18 protein-coding genes are annotated in these 15,594 nt (G+C 70.4%); 14 read left to right on the top strand and 4 right to left on the bottom strand.

Annotation, left to right across the window (positions count from 1 at the left end; translation table 11 throughout):
- Positions 1-188 precede the first annotated feature (188 nt).
- From ACFHWS_RS06115 to ACFHWS_RS06105, 3 genes are all read left to right on the top strand, one after another.
- On the top strand, positions 189-383 hold the full coding sequence (locus ACFHWS_RS06115; RefSeq protein ID WP_278171167.1) for a helix-turn-helix transcriptional regulator: 195 nt from the start codon (positions 189-191) through the stop codon (positions 381-383).
- Positions 384-691: 308 nt separating this feature from the next.
- On the top strand, positions 692-910 hold the full coding sequence (locus ACFHWS_RS06110; protein WP_281551357.1) for a winged helix-turn-helix domain-containing protein: 219 nt from the start codon (positions 692-694) through the stop codon (positions 908-910).
- Between the two features lie 162 nt (positions 911-1,072).
- Entirely contained in the window at positions 1,073-1,744 is a 672-nt protein-coding gene (locus tag ACFHWS_RS06105) for an AAA family ATPase (protein WP_416567792.1), read from the top strand.
- Positions 1,745-1,907: 163 nt separating this feature from the next.
- Here the strand turns inward: ACFHWS_RS06105 and ACFHWS_RS06100 are convergent, their stop codons facing one another.
- Together ACFHWS_RS06100 and ACFHWS_RS06095 are read right to left on the bottom strand one after the other, a co-directional pair.
- Positions 1,908-2,708, bottom strand: a complete 801-nt coding sequence (locus tag ACFHWS_RS06100; protein WP_416567821.1) for an ABC transporter permease — start codon at positions 2,706-2,708, stop codon at positions 1,908-1,910.
- A gap of 71 nt (positions 2,709-2,779) precedes the next feature.
- The gene (locus ACFHWS_RS06095; RefSeq protein ID WP_282232093.1) at positions 2,780-3,640 is read right to left on the bottom strand and encodes an ABC transporter ATP-binding protein; all 861 of its coding nucleotides are present in this window, start codon (positions 3,638-3,640) and stop codon (positions 2,780-2,782) included.
- Positions 3,641-3,786: 146 nt separating this feature from the next.
- On the opposite strand from ACFHWS_RS06095, the gene ACFHWS_RS06090 reads away from it, so the two are divergent.
- The 5 genes from ACFHWS_RS06090 to ACFHWS_RS06070 are packed head-to-tail and all read left to right on the top strand — an operon-like array spanning position 3,787 to position 7,434.
- The gene (locus ACFHWS_RS06090) at positions 3,787-4,155 is read left to right on the top strand and encodes a GntR family transcriptional regulator (RefSeq protein ID WP_416556136.1); all 369 of its coding nucleotides are present in this window, start codon (positions 3,787-3,789) and stop codon (positions 4,153-4,155) included.
- Complete coding sequence (locus ACFHWS_RS06085; protein WP_416556137.1) at positions 4,152-5,048, top strand: ATP-binding cassette domain-containing protein; 897 nt, start codon at positions 4,152-4,154, stop codon at positions 5,046-5,048. Before ACFHWS_RS06090 ends, ACFHWS_RS06085 begins: the two co-directional genes overlap by 4 nt.
- A complete protein-coding gene (locus ACFHWS_RS06080) occupies positions 5,045-5,770 on the top strand; it encodes a hypothetical protein (RefSeq protein ID WP_416556138.1) in 726 nt (241 codons plus the stop codon). Before ACFHWS_RS06085 ends, ACFHWS_RS06080 begins: the two co-directional genes overlap by 4 nt.
- Before the next feature lie 21 nt (positions 5,771-5,791).
- Positions 5,792-6,694 carry an ABC transporter ATP-binding protein gene (locus ACFHWS_RS06075; RefSeq protein ID WP_416556139.1) on the top strand — a complete coding sequence of 301 codons (903 nt, stop codon included), beginning with the start codon at positions 5,792-5,794 and terminating at the stop codon, positions 6,692-6,694.
- On the top strand, positions 6,691-7,434 hold the full coding sequence (locus ACFHWS_RS06070) for an ABC transporter permease (RefSeq protein ID WP_416567791.1): 744 nt from the start codon (positions 6,691-6,693) through the stop codon (positions 7,432-7,434). The genes ACFHWS_RS06075 and ACFHWS_RS06070 overlap by 4 nt, the downstream gene beginning before the upstream one ends.
- A gap of 31 nt (positions 7,435-7,465) precedes the next feature.
- Here ACFHWS_RS06070 and ACFHWS_RS06065 read toward each other — a convergent pair whose 3' ends face one another.
- Positions 7,466-8,083 carry a DUF4126 domain-containing protein gene (locus tag ACFHWS_RS06065; protein WP_416556141.1) on the bottom strand — a complete coding sequence of 206 codons (618 nt, stop codon included), beginning with the start codon at positions 8,081-8,083 and terminating at the stop codon, positions 7,466-7,468.
- Between the two features lie 69 nt (positions 8,084-8,152).
- On the opposite strand from ACFHWS_RS06065, the gene nucS reads away from it, so the two are divergent.
- Both nucS and ACFHWS_RS06055 read left to right on the top strand, forming a co-directional pair.
- Positions 8,153-8,809 carry an endonuclease NucS gene (gene nucS / locus ACFHWS_RS06060; RefSeq protein WP_416556142.1) on the top strand — a complete coding sequence of 219 codons (657 nt, stop codon included), beginning with the start codon at positions 8,153-8,155 and terminating at the stop codon, positions 8,807-8,809.
- Between the two features lie 50 nt (positions 8,810-8,859).
- Positions 8,860-10,242: a DUF2786 domain-containing protein gene (locus ACFHWS_RS06055; protein WP_416556143.1), complete on the top strand. Its 1,383-nt coding sequence runs from the start codon at positions 8,860-8,862 to the stop codon at positions 10,240-10,242.
- Between the two features lie 7 nt (positions 10,243-10,249).
- On the opposite strand, the gene ACFHWS_RS06050 is transcribed toward ACFHWS_RS06055, so the two are convergent.
- Positions 10,250-11,752: an aldehyde dehydrogenase family protein gene (locus tag ACFHWS_RS06050; RefSeq protein WP_416567790.1), complete on the bottom strand. Its 1,503-nt coding sequence runs from the start codon at positions 11,750-11,752 to the stop codon at positions 10,250-10,252.
- A 346-nt stretch (positions 11,753-12,098) separates the two neighbouring features.
- Between ACFHWS_RS06050 and ACFHWS_RS06045 the strand changes: the two genes are divergently transcribed.
- The 4 genes from ACFHWS_RS06045 (at position 12,099) to ACFHWS_RS06030 (ending at position 15,579) form a co-directional block, all read left to right on the top strand.
- Entirely contained in the window at positions 12,099-12,641 is a 543-nt protein-coding gene (locus ACFHWS_RS06045; protein ID WP_416556145.1) for an FHA domain-containing protein, read from the top strand.
- Positions 12,642-12,735: 94 nt separating this feature from the next.
- Entirely contained in the window at positions 12,736-14,325 is a 1,590-nt protein-coding gene (locus ACFHWS_RS06040) for a 3-hydroxyacyl-CoA dehydrogenase family protein (RefSeq protein ID WP_416556146.1), read from the top strand.
- Between the two features lie 35 nt (positions 14,326-14,360).
- The gene (locus ACFHWS_RS06035; RefSeq protein WP_416556147.1) at positions 14,361-14,720 is read left to right on the top strand and encodes a hypothetical protein; all 360 of its coding nucleotides are present in this window, start codon (positions 14,361-14,363) and stop codon (positions 14,718-14,720) included.
- A 43-nt stretch (positions 14,721-14,763) separates the two neighbouring features.
- The gene (locus ACFHWS_RS06030) at positions 14,764-15,579 is read left to right on the top strand and encodes an alpha/beta hydrolase (RefSeq protein WP_416556148.1); all 816 of its coding nucleotides are present in this window, start codon (positions 14,764-14,766) and stop codon (positions 15,577-15,579) included.
- The last annotated feature ends 15 nt before the right edge of the window (positions 15,580-15,594 follow it).

Below are 15,594 nucleotides of genomic sequence, written 5' to 3'. Positions count from 1 at the left end.
TCCTTGGCGGTACGGCGACCAGAGCGAACCTTGGTGGCCGGGACGCCCAACGGCGTGACTCGCTGACCGGCCCGGACCGTTGTCACTCACCTGCTCATCTCTGTTCCCAACAGCCTCACTTATCACTTCGACAGTGTCAAGTCGGTAAGTGCTGAAGTAGTAACACCTTGCCGACCTACGTTCAGGTTGTGAAGCTCGTCGCCCTGGCAGACATCGCCACGATGCTCGGCGGCGTGTCGAGGACGAGGGCCGTGGAGATCGTTCGCCGGCCGGGCTTCCCCGAGCCGATCGACGTGGTGGGCAACGGCCGGATGCGCATTTGGAGCCGCGACGAGGTGGCGGCCTGGATCGCGGCCAACCGGCCGAGCCAACGCGAGGACTGACCTCGCCGGGGTCGAGGCCGCGGCCGCCGCCGGCGCCGCAGTTCACGCATCTCCTCTTCCTCCCCATTGCTTGCTGCTGCCGCTGGTGCTGCTGCGGTACGGCGACCAGGGCGAACCTTCGGGGCCGGGACGCCCAACGGCGTGACTCGCTGACCGCCCCGACCGGAGGTGACCGCCCCAAGAGCCATCCGGGAGCGTTCGCCATCAACCTACAATCGCCACCGGTTGTAGGCCAACGAGCAACGTGCAACTGGTTAAGGTTGGAGGTAGAAGCGTGATCAAATGGGCATGCCATCCGGGGAGTGTGTATGCCCAAGCAGCAGTACCAAGTTCTTGCCGACGAGCTACGAGCGAAGATTGAGTCTGGCGAGTGGCCACCGGGCACAAAGCTGCCCAGCCGCTCACAGCTCTGCCGCGAGTACGACGTCTCGGACACCGTCGTCGGCAAGGCGATGATGATCCTCCGTGCCACCGGGCTGACCGAGACCCTCGAAGGAGTCGGCGTGTTCGTGGCCGAACCAAAGTGACTGCGTGTCGGCGTTGGGCGGACAGGGGTGGCTCGGGCGGCCGTAGTTCATGATCAGGTGAGGCCTACGCACGCTAAAAAGCGAAAATAACGTGCGTAGGCCTCACCTCGATAGCGTTCGGCAGGGCGCGGATGATCATCCGCGTCAGCCGGCGGTGTGTCGGTGGCCAGTTCGGTCTTCGCTGGTGGCCAGTTGGCGGGGATATTTCTGGCCGTGGATGACTATGACTACTCAGAGCCGCCCCTGCCCGTGCACCGGCCGCCGCGCTATAACGACGTGGTGGAAACAAAGCCGACCCTTGTCGTCATCAGCGGACCACCAGGGGCCGGCAAGACGACGCTTGCCCACCTGCTCGCCCGGCGGATCGGCTGCCCGGCGATCTGCCGCGACGAGATCAAGGAGGGCATGGTCCACACTGCCGGCGGCATCATCGCCGCACCGAGCAACGAGCTGACCCTTCGGACCCTGCCCACCTTCTTCAACGTGCTGCGACTGCTGCTGACCGCTGGGGTCACCACGGTCGCCGAGGCGGCTTTCCAGGACCGCCTGTGGCGCCCCGGCCTGCAGCCATTGATCGGAATCGCCGACATCCGGGTGGTGCACTGCCGGGTCGCCGCGCAGACGGCCTTCGGCCGCGTCCAGCGACGGCAGAACGAGAACGCAACCCGGCGCGCCCACGCCGATACGTCCCTCGGTGACCATCAGACCTTAGCCGTCGGCCACCACGGCTTCCAGCCCGTTCGACTCGACGTACCCGAGATCGAAGTGGACGCCAGCGACGGCTACCGTCCTGGGCTCGACGAGATCGTCGCTTTCGTAAACGCCGGACGGTGAGCCGACCGGTCGACACCTTGCATTGTGGTCCTCGACCACGGCCAGGTGTCGGCGGTCGTGCCACCTCGCCGGGTTGGGGTGCCGGTTGAGCGTGATGCCGCAGGTACATCAAGATGCACCTGCGGCATCACGTCTTCGGCGCGCACCTTGGTGCCCCTGGCAGTCAGCCGTCGCGTTTGGTGGTCCAGCGGAACGTGGTCAGGCAGAGCACCAGGCCGATGACGCACCAGATGGCCAGCACCAGCGCGACCATGCCCAGCTCGAACGAGCCGCCCGGCTCCTGGGTGCCGAAGGACTCCGGCAGGAAGACCGAGCGCAGCCCCTGGCACATCCACTTGAGCGGGAAGAGCGCGGCGATCTGCTGCATCCAGCCGGGCAGCGAGGTGAAGACGAAGAAGACGCCGGAGGTGAACTGCAGCACCAGAGACACCGGGGTGGCCACTGCCGAGGCGCTGCGACCGCTGCGCGCCAGCGACGAGAACGCGATGCCGCACAGCGTGCAGGCGGTGATGCCGAGCACCGACACCCAGCCCAGGGTGAACCACTTGACCGCCGTGTCCGGAAGTTGCAGGTCGAACAGCAGGGTCGCCACGGCCAGCAGGAGCACCGTTTCGGCGAACCCGATCACCGCGACCATGGTGACCTTGCCGGCGAAGTAGACCCATTTCGGCATCGGGGTGCCGCGCAGCCGCTTGAGTACACCCCGGTCCCGCTCGATCGGGATCTGGATGGCCAGGCTCTGGAACCCGACGGTCATCAGCCCGGTGGCGATCATGCCGGTGATGAAGTACTGGGTGAACCGGACACCGTCGGTGATCTCGCCGGTGAAGATCGACGCGAAGATCAGGATCATGATGACCGGGAAGGCCATCGTGAACACGACCGACTCGCGGCTGCGCATGAACTGCCGGATCTCCAACCGGCCCTGACGCAGCCCGAGCCGCGCCGGCCCGATCCGAGGCACGGACGACGAGGTGCCGGGGGTGCCGGCCGTCGGCGAGGTCACAGCGCCGGCGGTGCCGCCGGTGGTCGCGTTCACTTGTGTCCAATCATCCGCAGGTAGACGTCTTCCAGGGTGGGCCGGGTGACGGTCAGGCCGGGCACCTCGCCGTCGAAGCGCGCGGCCAGCTCGGCGACCAGCTTCGTCGGCGTCGCGCTCTCCTCGCGGTGCGCCGTTCCGTCGGCGGTACGCCAGGCGACGGTGGCCAGGGCGTCCCGCCGACCACCCAGCTCGGCCGGGGGTGCCACCTCGACGAGCCGGCCGGCGGCGATCACCCCGACCCGGTCGGCGAGGGCTTCGGCCTCGTCCAGGTAGTGGGTGGTCAGCAGGATGGTGGTGCCGGCACCGGCGAGTGACCGGATCAGCTCCCAGAACTCACGGCGGGCCTCCGGGTCGAAGCCGGTGGTCGGCTCGTCGAGGAAGAGCAGCTCCGGTCGGCCGACGATGCCGAGCGCCACGTCGAGGCGACGCTTCTGCCCGCCGGACAGGGTGTGGGTGCGGGCGCGGGCCTTGCCGGCCAGGCCGACCCGGTCGATCACCGCCGCCGGGTCGTCCGGTGTCGGGTAGAAGGCGGCGAAGTGGCCGACCACCTCGGCGACGGTCAACTCGTCGAACTCGCCGGTGCCCTGCAGCACGATGCCGATCCGGGAGCGCCACTGCGGCGTACCAGGGTCGGGGTCGACGCCGAGCACCCGGACCTCGCCGGCGTCGCGGCGGCGGTAGCCCTCCAGGATCTCGACGGTGGTGGTCTTGCCAGCGCCGTTCGGGCCGAGCAGAGCGAACACCTCGCCGCGCCGCACGGTCAGGTCGACCCCGTCCACCGCCGGTGTCCCGGCGTACATCTTGCGCAGCCCGCGTACCTCGATGGCCGGCGCGTCCGCCGCCTTGTCGCTCATGGCGTCAACTATCGCCCCTGCCGTGCGGGGGAAGGCGTCCGGGTGTCGTGGTGGTGACGGACACCGCTGGCGGGCTGGACCGGGCTGGTTCGCCGGTGCTACGGTTCATTACACGAGTAATGAACCAGTGAACCAGAGGTGCTCCCGTGTTCGATGATCGAAGTCCGATCTATCAGCAGATAGCCGACAAGATCAAAAACGACATCCTGAGCGGGGCGCTGCAGGAGGGCGAGCAGGTCATGTCCACCAACCAGTACGCCAGCTACTACCGGATCAACCCCGCCACCGCCGCCAAGGGCTTCCACCAGCTGATCGACGAGGGCGTGCTGTTCAAGAAGCGCGGGATCGGCATGTTCGTCAGCCCCAACGCCCGCGAGACGCTGCGCGGCCAGCGCCGCGACCGGTTCTTCACCGAGGTCGTCGACCCGATGGTCACCGAGGCCCGGATCATCGGCATCCCGTTGGCCGAGGTCGTCGCCCGTATTCAACATGCAGCAGAAGGGGAACACCAGTGACCGGCCTGGGGATCGAGACCCGCAATCTCACCGTCCGCTACGGCGACACGCTTGCCGTCGACTCGCTCGACCTCACTCTCGCCCCGGGCAAGATCTACGGACTGCTCGGCCGCAACGGCTCCGGCAAGACCAGCCTGCTCGCCGTACTGGCCGCTTTCCGGGCCGCCACCAGCGGCTCGGTGCGCATCGGCGGCGCCGATCCGTTCGAGAACGCGGCGATCATGTCGCAGATCGCCTTCGTCCGGGACAAGGTCGATGCCCAGGACACCGATCGGGTCGGCTGCATCCTGGACCTCGCCGCGACGCTGCGTCCGAACTGGGACTCCGACTACGCCGCCCGCCTGGTCGAGCGGTTCGACCTGCCGATGCGTAAGCGGCTCAACGGGCTGAGCCGGGGCATGAAGTCGGCGCTCAGCGTCACCCTCGGGCTGGCCGCCCGGGCGCCGCTGACCATCTTCGACGAGGCCTACCTCGGCCTCGACGCGCCCAGCCGGTACGCCTTCTATGCGGAAGTGCTCAACGACTACCTCGCCCACCCGCGCACCATTGTGCTCTCCACGCACCTGATCGAGGAGGTCGGGTCGCTGTTCGAGGAGGTGGTGGTGCTGCACCGGGGCCGGCTGGTCGCCCACGAGGAGACCGAGACGCTGCGGGCCCGGGGGACCGCGGTGACCGGCCCGGCCGCCGCCGTCGACGCGTTCGTCACCGGACGCACCGTGCTCGGCAGCCAGCAGCTCGGCGGCACCCGGTCCACCACAGTTTTCGGTGCCATCGACGACGGCGACCGGGCCGCCGCCCGCGCCGCCGGCCTGGAGCTCGGCCCGATCGGGCTGCAGGACCTGTTCGTACACCTCACGGCGGACACAGCGGACAACAAGGAGATGCGGCGATGAACGCCATCACCTGCAGAATCACCCGTACCTTGCTGCGCCGGTCGCTGCCGCTGGCCGGGTGGTACTGGACGATCATCTACCTGGTCTGGGCCGTGGTCATCGGCCTGATCGCCCGGTTCGGCACGGTCGAGACGAGCATGTGGCAGAGCATGGGGCTGCAGGCACCGCGCTGGTTCACCTTCGTCTTCGGCATCATCGCCGTCGGCACCTACCTGCCGATGTTCGTCGCCCACGGGGTCACCCGGCGGGACGCGCTGATCGGCTCCTGGGGCTTCCTCGTGCCGTACGCCCTCGGCTTCTCCACCCTGACGACGCTCGGCTTCGGCCTCGAATACCTGACCCTCGACGTCTTCGGTCTGCTCGACGGGCTCACCGAGCCGTACCTGGTCGGTTCGGTAGGCGACGCCGCCGCGATCTGGCTGGAGTACAGCCTGGTCAACCTGGGCTACATGGCGGCCGGGGTACTGACCGCGATCGTCTACCACCTGCTCGATCCCTGGTGGGGGACATTGCTGCTGCCAGTGGTGCTGCTGCCGGCGTTCGTCGTCGAGATCGGCTTCCGTACCGAATGGACCGGGTTCGGCCTCGCCCGGATGCTCGGCCTTGACGACGAGGCACACGCTGGCACCGGAACGGCGATCGCGCTGCTGACCCTGCTGGTCGCCGGTGCCGTCACCTGGCTGCTGGTTCGCCGGCTGCCACTGAAGAAGATCTCCGGCTGAGGAGAGCTGAGGAGCGACGCCATGTCCGTCATCGAGATCGAGCATCTGCACAAGCGGTACGGCGACCTGGTCGCAGTGGACGACGTGTCGTTCACCGTCGATGAGGGGGAGATCTTCGGGATCCTCGGCCGTAACGGTGCCGGCAAGACCACCACTGTGGAGTGCGCGCTCGGGCTGCGCCGGCCGGACCGGGGCACCGTACGGGTGCTCGGCCTGGACCCGCGGCGCGATGGCGCGCGGCTGCGCCAGCAACTCGGCGCGCAGCTGCAGGAGAGCCAGCTGCCGGAGCGGATCAAGGTGTGGGAGGCACTGGAGCTCTACAGCTCCTACTACCGCCAGCCGGCCGACTGGCGGGAACTGCTCGACCTGCTCGGCCTGTCCGCCCGGCACGACGCCCGCTTCGGCCAGCTCTCCGGCGGGCAGAAGCAGCGCCTGTCCGTCGCCCTGGCCCTGGTCGGCGACCCGAAGGTGGCGTTCCTCGACGAACTGACCACCGGGCTGGACCCGGCGGCCCGCCGGGACACCTGGGGACTTGTCGAATCGGTCCGCAACCGGGGCGTCACCCTGGTGCTGGTCACGCATCTGATGGAGGAGGCGGAGCGGCTCTGCGACCGGGTCGCGGTGATCGACGCCGGCCGGGTGGTCGCCCTCGACACCCCGGCCGGGCTGGCCGCCAGCGTCGACAGCGGGCAGCTGATCCGGTTCGTCCCGGACCGGCCGCTCGACCTCGCCCTGCTGACCGAGCTGCCGCAGGTCACCGCCGCGACCCTCGACGGTCGTGAGGTCGTCGTCGACGGCGGTGCGGAGCTGTTCTTCGCCGTCGCGGCGGCGCTGTCCCGGCACGGCGTCACGCCGCGCGAGCTGCGCCTGCAGCAGGCCACATCGGACGAAGCCTTTCTCACCCTCACCGGAGGCGACCGATGACCGCGCTGCGCCGGCTCACCGTGATGGAGGCCAAACTGTTCCTGCGGGACCCGGCGATGATCGTGATGGCGCTGGCCTTCCCGATGCTGCTGATCGTCGTCCTGGGTGTGGCGATGCCGGGCTTCCGTACCCCCGTTGCGGAGCTCGCCGGCCTGCGTCCGATCGACATCTACCTGCCGGTGGTGGTCGCGCTGGCGGTCGCCGGCGTCGCGATCAACTCCCTGCCGACGACCATGGCTGGGTACCGGGAACGCGGGGTGCTGCGCCGGATGGCCACCACCCCGGTACGCCCGGCGAAGCTGCTCGGCGCCCAGCTGCTGGTCTCGGTGGCCGCCACGACGCTCGCGGTCGGTCTGGCCGTCGCCGCAGCGGCGGTCGCGTTCCAGGTGCCGCTGCCCGAGCACCCGGTGAGCTTCCTCGGCGTGTTCCTGCTCGGCGGGGCGGCCACCTTCACGGTCGGGTTGCTGATCGCGGCGCTGGCGTCGACCGGACGGGCGGCGAACGGCATCGGCATGCTGGTCTACTTCCCGATGCTGTTCTTCGCCGGGGTGTGGACCCCTGGGCCGATGATGCCCGAGACGATCCGCCGGCTGAGCGACCTCACCCCGCTCGGCGCGCTGAGTCAGGCCTTGCAGGCCAGCTGGGCCGGGCATGCGGTCCGTCCGCTGCACCTGCTGGTGATGGTCGGCTACCTGGCGGTGGTCGGTGCCCTGGCGGCCCGCTTGTTCCGCTGGCGGTGATGCGATGCGATGCGCGGCGCGGGGTGTCCGGTCAGACCCGGTATCCGGCGGCCCGGGCCGCCCGCCGCTCCCGGCGGCGCTGCCGGGCCCGGCGGATCAGCAGCGGCCCGCCGATCAGCAGCGCCACCAGGAAGACCAGCACCAGGACGGGCAGCAGGATCGCGACGACCGACATCACCACGCTGGTCGCGTCCTCGGCAGTGCTCGCTACCGGCGCGCCGATCCCGGCGGTGGCGGTGTTGATCACCGGTCGGGCGGTCGCCTTGAGTAGATGTATGCCGAGCGCGATCAGCACACCGACCAGCACCGGAACCCACTGGTCCGAGGAGAAGAACTCCCCGGGGTCGCTGACCGTCACTGTTTCCGACGCCGACCCCGCGCCGAACGCCAGCCCGCCGGCGGTCGGCCGGACGACCGTCTGCACCACGTCGTTGACGTGGTCGACGACCGGCACCTTGTCGGCGACGACCTCGACAACCAGCAGGACGGCGAGGATGCCCAGCACCCATTCGTCGGACATCCACTGCCAGCCGTCCGGCACCGTGATCAGGCTGGTGTAGCGGGCGAGAACGCCGACGGTCAGCAGCGGGATGTAGGCGTTGAGCCCTGCGGATGCGGCCAGCCCGGTCCCGGTCAGCAGTTCGAACACGTCACCAGGATCGCACCGCCGCGCCAGCCCTGCGCGGTACGCGGGCACCGCTGGCGCTACCCTCGTCGGGTGCGGCTGGTGATTGCTCGATGCTCGGTGGACTACGTCGGTCGGCTCTCGGCACATCTGCCGCCGGCCACCCGGCTGTTGATGGTCAAAGCGGACGGATCGGTCTCGATTCACGCCGACGACCGGGCGTACAAGCCGCTGAACTGGATGAGCCCGCCATGCCGGCTGGAGGAGACGCCGGGTATGTGGCGGGTGGTCAACAAGACCGGCGAGGAACTGCGGATCACCCTGGAGGAAATTCTTCAGGAGTTGTCGTACGACCTGGGTGTCGACCCTGGCCTGCGCAAGGACGGGGTGGAGGCGCATCTCCAGGAACTGCTCGCCGCCAACCCGACCACCTTCGGTGACGATTTCACCCTGGTGCGGCGGGAGTACATGACCGCGATCGGCCCGGTGGACCTGCTCTGTCGCGACGGTGCGGCGAGCGTCGCGGTCGAGGTGAAGCGGCGGGGCGAAATTGACGGTGTCGAGCAGCTGACCCGCTACCTCGAACTGCTCAACCGGGATCCGCTGCTGGCGCCGGTGACCGGCATCTTCGCCGCGCAGGAGATCAAACCGCAGGCCCGGGTGCTTGCCGAGGACCGTGGTATCCGGTGCGTGGTGGTCGACTACGACAAGCTGCGCGGCATCGAACGGGACGAACTCACCCTCTTCTGAGCGGCATCGATCTTTGACCAGCTCCCACGCACCGATTTTGGAGTCCGCCGATGGGTGTGCGCAACCAGCAACGTCGAGCCGCGAAGAAGAAGGCCAGGGAGCAGCGGCAACGCCAACGGGCGCAGGCCGCCGGCGCGGCCTACCCCGACGGGTTCGGCTTGTACCGGCCACCGACCGAGGCGCAGCGGGTCGACGAGCTGCTGCGTCGGGCGGCCCGGATGGCGACAGCCGACCGACCGGACGACCTCGACGAGTGCGTGGCCGCGCTGGTCGCAGCCGACGACCGGCTGGTGGACCAGGCGGTGGACGAGGCGTTGCGGCAGGTGGCCGCCGGGCTGTGGGGCCACGGCTGGATGCCGGCCGACGTGCTGCGGGTGACCGGCCGCGAGCTCGGCAAGCGGGCGGTGAGCCTAATCGCCGGGTACGTCGCGGCCCAGCTGCGCGGGTACGCGCCGGCGACGGTCGCCGACCGTTGGCACCGCCAGCTGCGTGATCTCGACCTCGACGTGTGGGGTGCTGCTCCGCCCGACCACCGGCTGACCGCCTGGGCGGCCGGAGCCAAGCTGGACCGGTCCGCTGCCGTGCTGCTCGCGGTGCGGGTGGCCGGGCTGCTGATCGGCCTGCCGAGACTGGAGCTGGTGGCCCCCCTGCCCGGCACGGTCCGCCCCGGCGACGACGGGCCGCAGCGCCAGCGGCCGACCGCTGCGGCCCCGTCCGCGACCGAGGACGTGGACGAGCGGCAGCTCGGCCGAATCCGGGCGTTGCTGGCCAAGGCCGAGTCGACCGAATTCGCGGAGGAGGCCGAAGCGCTGTCGGCCAAGGCCCAGGAGCTGATGACCCGGCACCGCATCGACCACGCGCTGCTCGCCGCGCAGCAGACCGGGGCCGGCGGGCCACAGGCCGACCCGGTGGCCGTACGGATCGGCCTGGAGGCACCGTACGAGCAGGCGAAGGCGTTGCTGCTGCAGCAGGTCGCCGAGGCGAACGGCTGCCGGTCGGTGTGGTCCAACAATCTCGGCTTCGCCACCGTCGTCGGGTTCGCCTCCGACTGCGAGTCGGTTGAGTTGCTGCACACCTCGCTGCTGGTACAGGCCACCGCAGCGATGCTGCGCAACGGCCCGCAGCGTGGCCGGGGCGGGCAGTCGACCACCCGGTCGTTCCGCCAGTCCTTCCTGGAGGCGTACGCGGTGCGGATCGGGCAGCGGTTGCGTACCGCCGCCGACGACGTCGGCCGGGAGGCGGCCGCGCGAACCGGCACCGCGCTGGTGCCGGTGCTGGCGGCCCGCGACGAGCAGGTGGACCGGGCGACCGAGCGGCTCTTCCCGACGGTGACCAGCCGGTCGATCGGCGGCCACAACCGGGCCGGGTGGATCGCCGGCACCACCGCCGCCGACCAGGCCAGCCTCGGCGCCCATCAGCCGATCGCCGGCTGACCCGAGATCAGTCGCGGCCGTACCGCAGTTTGATCACCTTGACGATGCGGGCCACGTCGGTCGCGGTCCGCTCGAAGGTCATCGTCGGCAGCAGCGACGGTGCCCGGCGGCGGGTGATCGCCTTCGGTCGGGAGAACTCCCGCAGTCCGTCTTCACCGTGCACCCGGCCAAAACCCGATTCGCCGGTCCCGCCGAACGGCAGCTCACTGAACCCGACGAAGGTGAGCACCGAGTTGATCGACACCATTCCGCTGCGGATCCGGCGGGCGACGGCGATCCCCCGCCGCTTGCTGAAGACCGCGCCGCCCAGGCCGTACCTGGTGTCGTTGGCCGCCGCGATCGCCTCGTCGATGGTCTCGACCCGGTTGATCGTGACGGTCGGTCCGAAGGTCTCCTCCCGGACGGCGGTACAGTCGGGCGGTACGTCGACCAGCACGGTCGGATGCACGTACGGTGGCTGTACCGCTGCGGCACCGCCGAGCACCGCCCGACCACCGGCGGCCAGCGCGTCCTTGATGTGCCGTCGGACGATGTCGAGCTGTCCGGGCATGGTGATCGGCCCGACCTGGTCATCTGGTCCACTGCCGACGGTCAGCCGGCCGGCCCGGTCCACCACCGCGTCGACGAACGCGTCGTACACCGGGGCCATGGCGTACACCCGCTCGATGCCGATGCAGCTCTGCCCGGCGTTGGTCATCGCACCCCAGACGCAGGCCTCTGCCGCCGCGTCGATGTCGGCGTCGTCGTCGACGATCATCGCGTCCTTGCCGCCGGCCTCGATCACCACCGGGGTGAGCGTCTCGGCGCAGGCGGCCATGACCAGGCGGCCGGTACGCGACGAGCCGGTGAACGACAGCTTGTCCACTCCGGACCGGCACAACGCATCTCCGACGTCGCCGAGGCCGTGTACCGCCGTCAGAACCGACCTCGCTCCGACCGCCTCGGTAAGGGTGTCAGCCAGCCACTGCCCGGCCGCCGGCGTGTACTCGCTCGGCTTGAACACCACCGTGTTGCCGGCGGCCAGCGCGTACGCTATCGGGCCGATTGGGATGAGGACCGGGTAGTTCCACGGGCCGATCACGCCGACCACGCCGAGTGGCTGGTACTCCAGGTGTCCGGCGAACTCGGCGGTGACCAGCCGGGTACGAGTCCGCCGGACACCCAGCACCCGTTTCGCGTTCTGCGCAGCCCAGTCGATGTGTTCGATGGCGGCGGCTACCTCGACGATCGCCTCCGCCATCGGTTTGCCGCATTCCCGGTTGATCAGGTCGGCGAGTTCGGTGATCCGGGTGGCGAGCAGCGAGCGCCAGCGCAGCAGCTGGCGGCGGCGTTGCGCCTGGCCGATCCCGATCCAGTGGCCGGTGGCGGTCCGGGCTGCGGCCACCGCCGCCGCGACCTGATCGCGGTCGGCGATCGGGACCCGGCCTACGGGCGCTCCGGTCGCCGGGTGGGAGGAGAGAAGATGCTTGCCGTCGATCACCGGTCGGCCTGGGATCCGTACCGCTGTCACCGTGGCCTCCTTCACCAGCCGTGGTTGCTGCGCCGGCCGTGGTTGCTGCGCCGGCCCCGGATCGGGCTGGTCGGCCGCTTCGCAGTATTGTCCGAGGTTAGCCGTGAAGGGTACTCGCGGATAGCGGGACTTCGATTCTTGGCGATGTAATGACAGCCTTGGCCAGCTGGCGCCAGGGCGGGTGTCCGGTTGTCGCGGACCACCGTCGAACCGGTGGCGCGGACCTGACCCGGCCGGCGACCAACACCGGACAACGGACCATGTTCCGATCCGGCGGGAGCTGGCAGGCTGCAACGGGCGGCGCGACGTGCGTCGCTGTCGAGGGGGGAAGGCACTTCACCAGCTGATGTCCGAACACCAGTCGCTGCTACCTCTCCTACAGGTGATAACCGGCCCGACTCCGGGGGCCAGTTACCGGCTGTCGCCCGGGGAACGGATGATCGGTCGGGACGCCGGCCTGGACATCACCATCGACGACATCAAGGTCAGCCGGTGCCACGCGGTGCTAACCGCCGGTGGCGGCCGTACCGTGCTGACCGACCAGGAGTCGACGAACGGCACCTGGGTCAACGACCTGCGCATCCGGCAGCCGACCGAGCTGCGCGACGGCGACCGGATCCGGATTGGCGGCGTGGAACTGCGGTTCTACGACCCAGCCTCGGCGCTCACCGACCCGGTCGGCACCCGGATCCCCCGACCGGCCACGGCGGCGTTGCCCGGCGCGCCGGTGCGGCCGACCACCGGACCGAATTCACCGCTGCACACCGCGCTCGGCGAGCCCACCCAGCCGATGCGCCCCCGACGTCGGCCCAGCACGCTGCTGATGGCCGGGCTGGCCGGGGTCTTCCTGGTCGGCTGGTTGACCTGGCTGGTCGTGGTGCTCTCCTGAACGCCGCCGGTCGTGGTGCTCCTGAACGACGGTGTGGCGGTTCGTGGCAGACTCGCCATGCATCGGGCCGACGCAGGTGACGGACGGAGACCAGGTGGCGCGCGAGTTCAAAACCGTGGGAGTGGTCGGGCTCGGTACGATGGGTGCCGGGATTGTCGAGGTCTTCGCCCGCAACGGCGTCGACGTGGTCGCCGTCGAGGTGGACGGGGCGGCACTGGACAAGGGCCGGGAGAACCTGAGGGCGTCCACCGACCGGGCTGTCGCCCGCGGCAAACTCGACCCGGCGGACCGGGACGCACTGCACGCCCGGGTGACCTTCGCGGTCGGACTCGACGCACTCCGCGACGTCGACCTGGCCGTCGAGGCGGTCCCGGAGCGGCTCGACCTCAAGCGACACCTGCTGGCCGAACTCGACCGGGTATGCCCACCGGGGGCCGTCCTGGCGACCAACACCTCGTCGTTGAGCGTCACTGAGATCGCTGTCGCCACCGAGCGTCCCGGCCAGGTAGTCGGGCTGCACTTTTTCAACCCGGCACCGGTGATGCGGCTGGTCGAGGTGATCAGCACCGTGGTGACCGAGTCCGAGGTGACCCGCGACGTCCAGGCGCTCTGCGCCCGGCTCGGCAAGGTGGGGGTGAGCGTTGCCGACCGCGCCGGATTCATCGCCAACGCGCTGCTGTTCGGCTACCTCAACCAGGCGATCGGGATGTACGAGACCGGGTACGCCAGCCGGGAGGACATCGACGCGGCCATGCAGCAGGGCCACGGCCTGCCGATGGGCCCGCTGACGCTGCTCGACCTGATCGGTCTGGACACCGCGTACCAGGTGCTGGAGACGCTGTACCAGCGTGGTGGCCACGACCGCCGGCACGCGGCCGCACCGCTGCTACGGCAGATGGTCACCGCCGGGCTGCTCGGCCGCAAGTCGGGCCGGGGCTTCTACACCTACCAGGCACCGGGCTCGTCGCGGCTCGCCCCGGACGACCTCACCCCGGTGGCCGCCGCCGAGGCCGGTCACCCGGCACCGCGTACGGTCGGGGTGATCGGGTCCGGCACGGTCGCGACCGACGTCGCCGAGGTCCTCACCGCCGCCGGAGTCGACGTCGTCACGGTCGCCGGCCCCGGTGACCTGGCCGCGCGTGACCTGGCCGCCGTCGATTTGGTGGTGGTGGCCGGCCTGTCGACGGCACCGGTGATCGACGTGGCGATGGCCACCGGCCGGCCAGCCGACGTGGTCGGGCTGCACTTCGTAGGCGGTCCGGCGGCGCAGGCCCGTTTGGTCGAGGTGGTGCGTACCGTCCGGACCTCGCCGACCGCGGTGCGGGCCGCGCACCAACTCTGCGCGGCATTCGGTAGGACCGCGGTGACCTGTGGCGACCGCGCCGGCTTCATCGCCGACGCGTTGCTGTTGCCGTACCTCAACGACGCGGTCCGGATGCTGGAGAGCAACTATTCGACGGCGGACGACATCGACGCGGCGATGAAGCTCGGCTGTGGCTATCCCGCCGGGCCGTTCGAGCTGCTCGACACCGTCGGCCTGGACGTGGCGCTGGCCGTCCAGACCGCCATCCACCGGGAGCTGCCCGAGCCGGGTCTGGCACCCGCCCCGCTGCTGCGCAACCTGGTGACCGCCGGTCGGCTCGGCCGGCGCACCGGTGGCGGGTTCCGCGACCACGCCGGCTGAGCAGGGCGCCGCACCGGCGACGTACCCTTGCGAGCATGAGTCCGCGCCGCAACCGCCCGACCCGCCGGTCCGCCGGTCGCGTCGGCCACGGCGATCCCGGCCAGCCCGAGCCGGTCGACCCGGAGCGGGTGCGTCGGGGCGTCGCCGCCGTGCAGTCGTTCAGCGACGGCGAGTGGATGGTGCGGTCGGTGCCCGGTCCGGCGGCGACCAAGATGTACCGCTGCCCGGGCTGCGTGCAGGAGATCCGGCCGGGCGTGCCGCACGTGGTCGCCTGGCCGGCGGACGGCCGGGGTGATCTGACCGACCGGCGGCACTGGCACTCCGGCTGCTGGCGGGCCCGCGAGCAGCGGCGGCCGGCGGTCGAGCGGTCCCGCTCCGCGCCCCGCTACGGCTGATCCCCGGCGGGCCGACCGGTCAGGGCAGTGCGAGACTGGCCGGGTGAGCGAGCCGATCCGGTCCATGTCGATCCTGCCCGCCGAGCGCCGCGACATCGAGCTGCAGACCGCCGACGGGCTCACCCTCGTCGGTGAGCTGGCGTTGCCAGCCGATCGTCCGCCGGTCGCCACGCTGGTCTGCCTGCATCCGCTGCCGACCCACGGCGGGATGATGGACAGCCACGTGTTCCGCAAGGCCGCCTGGCGGCTGCCGGCGCTGGCCGACGTGGCCGTGCTCCGGTTCAACACCCGGGGCACCAGCAGCGAGCGCGGCACCAGCGGCGGCAGCTTCGACTCGGCCGAGGGGGAGCGGTTCGACGTCGCGGCGGCGATCGAGTACGCCGAGTTCGCCGAGCTGCCCAGGATCTGGCTGCTCGGCTGGTCGTTCGGCACCGACCTGGCGCTGCGCTACGGCTGCGACCCGGCGGTCGAGGGCGCGATCCTGTTGTCGCCGCCGCTGCGCTTCGCCACCGACGCCGACCTGGCTACCTGGTCGGCGTCCGGCAAGCCACTCACCGCGCTGGTCCCGGAGCTGGACGACTACCTGCGGCCGGACGAGGCGACCCGGCGGTTCGCCGTGGTCGGTCAGGCGGAGGTGGTCGGGGTCGCAGGAGCCCGCCATCTCTGGGTCGGCCAGGTGGAGCGGGTGCTCGACGAGGTGGTCCGCCGGGTCGCGCCGCAGGTCACCGTGCCGCTGCCGACCAGCTGGGACGGTCCGATGCAGTACGGCGACGCCAACGCGTACGCCGACCGGACGGTGGCGGCGTTCGCCGATGTCCCGGTCGCCGGACCGCCGCAGCGGCAGGCCGACGAAGGATGACCGCACAGGTGCGGC

The sequence above is a fragment of the Micromonospora sp. LOL_013 genome, from assembly GCF_048060315.1.
GTDB lineage: Bacteria > Actinomycetota > Actinomycetes > Mycobacteriales > Micromonosporaceae > Micromonospora_E.
This window is presented reverse-complemented; position numbering and strand designations above follow the sequence as displayed.